The organism is Micrococcus sp. HMSC31B01 (assembly GCF_001816085.1).
Taxonomy (GTDB): domain Bacteria; phylum Actinomycetota; class Actinomycetes; order Actinomycetales; family Micrococcaceae; genus Micrococcus; species Micrococcus luteus.
This window is the reverse complement of record NZ_KV825318.1, coordinates 1-1,202: the sequence shown is the minus strand read 5'-3', so window position 1 is coordinate 1,202 and position 1,202 is coordinate 1. Positions and strand designations below refer to the sequence as shown.

Here is a 1,202-nt window from a genome sequence, read left to right as displayed (position 1 = left end):
ATCACCGGCGACGCCGGCACGCTCGCCGTCGACGGCGACACCTGGTCCGCCCGCGTCGAGCCCGGGGCGCCCGAGGTCGCCCCCGGCGACGAGGTGACCGTCCTGCGCATCGACGGGGCCACCCTGGTGGTCCGCCCGCTCCCCCGCATCGACTGGGAGGCGGACGGCGCCTGAGCCGCCCCACGTCCTCGTTCCGACCGCACCGACCGCACCGACCGCACCGACCCCAGAAGAAGGGACCCCGATGGAAACCCTCATCGTCCTCGTCGTCCTCGCCGTCCTCGCGGCGGTGATCGTGGCCTCCTCGGTCAAGATCATCCCGCAGGCGCGGACGGCCAACATCGAACGCCTCGGCAAGTACAACCGCACGGCCGGCGCCGGGCTGACCCTGATCATCCCGTTCGTGGACCGCATGCTCCCGATGGTGGACATGCGCGAGCAGGTCGTCTCCTTCCCGCCCCAGCCGGTGATCACCGAGGACAACCTCGTCGTCTCCATCGACACGGTCGTCTACTTCCAGGTCACGGACGCCAAGGCCGCGACCTATGAGATCGCCAACTACATCCACGCGGTGGAGCAGCTCACCACCACCACCCTGCGCAACGTCGTGGGCGGCATGAACCTCGAGGAGGCCCTGACCTCTCGCGACTCCATCAACTCCCAGCTGCGCGGCGTGCTGGACGACGCCACCACGCGCTGGGGCCTGCGGGTCTCGCGGGTGGAGCTCAAGGCCATCGACCCGCCCATGTCCATCCAGGACTCGATGGAGAAGCAGATGCGCGCCGAGCGCGACCGCCGCGCCGCCATCCTCACCGCCGAGGGCACGAAGCAGGCCGCCATCCTCACGGCCGAGGGCGAGCGCCAGTCCCAGATCCTCTCCGCCGAGGGCGAGGCTCAGGCCCGCGTGCTGCGCGCCAACGCCGAGGCGGAGGCGATCGAGGTGGTCTTCGACGCCATCCACTCCGGCGGCGCCGACTCCGAGGTCCTGGCCTACCAGTACCTGCAGTCCCTGCCCAAGATCGCCGACGGCCAGGCCAACACCATGTTCGTGGTCCCCGCCGAGCTCACCCGCGCCCTGCAGGGCCTCGGTGAGGCGTTCGCCCCCGGCGACGGCGACCGCCCCACCCCGGAGCACGCACCCCGGCGTCGGGACTCCGGGGACCGCGCGGGCGAGCCGGGAGCCGAGCACTCCGGCGTCACCA

The 1,202-nt window shown here is 71.7% G+C and carries 2 protein-coding genes; both read left to right on the top strand.

Annotated features, from left to right (window positions below):
* A complete protein-coding gene (locus HMPREF3105_RS10175; protein ID WP_246830372.1) occupies positions 1-174 on the top strand; it encodes an NfeD family protein in 174 nt (57 codons plus the stop codon).
* Positions 175-244: 70 nt separating this feature from the next.
* On the top strand, positions 245-1,202 hold a 958-nt coding region (locus HMPREF3105_RS10170), incomplete at its 3' end, for an SPFH domain-containing protein (RefSeq protein ID WP_083325335.1).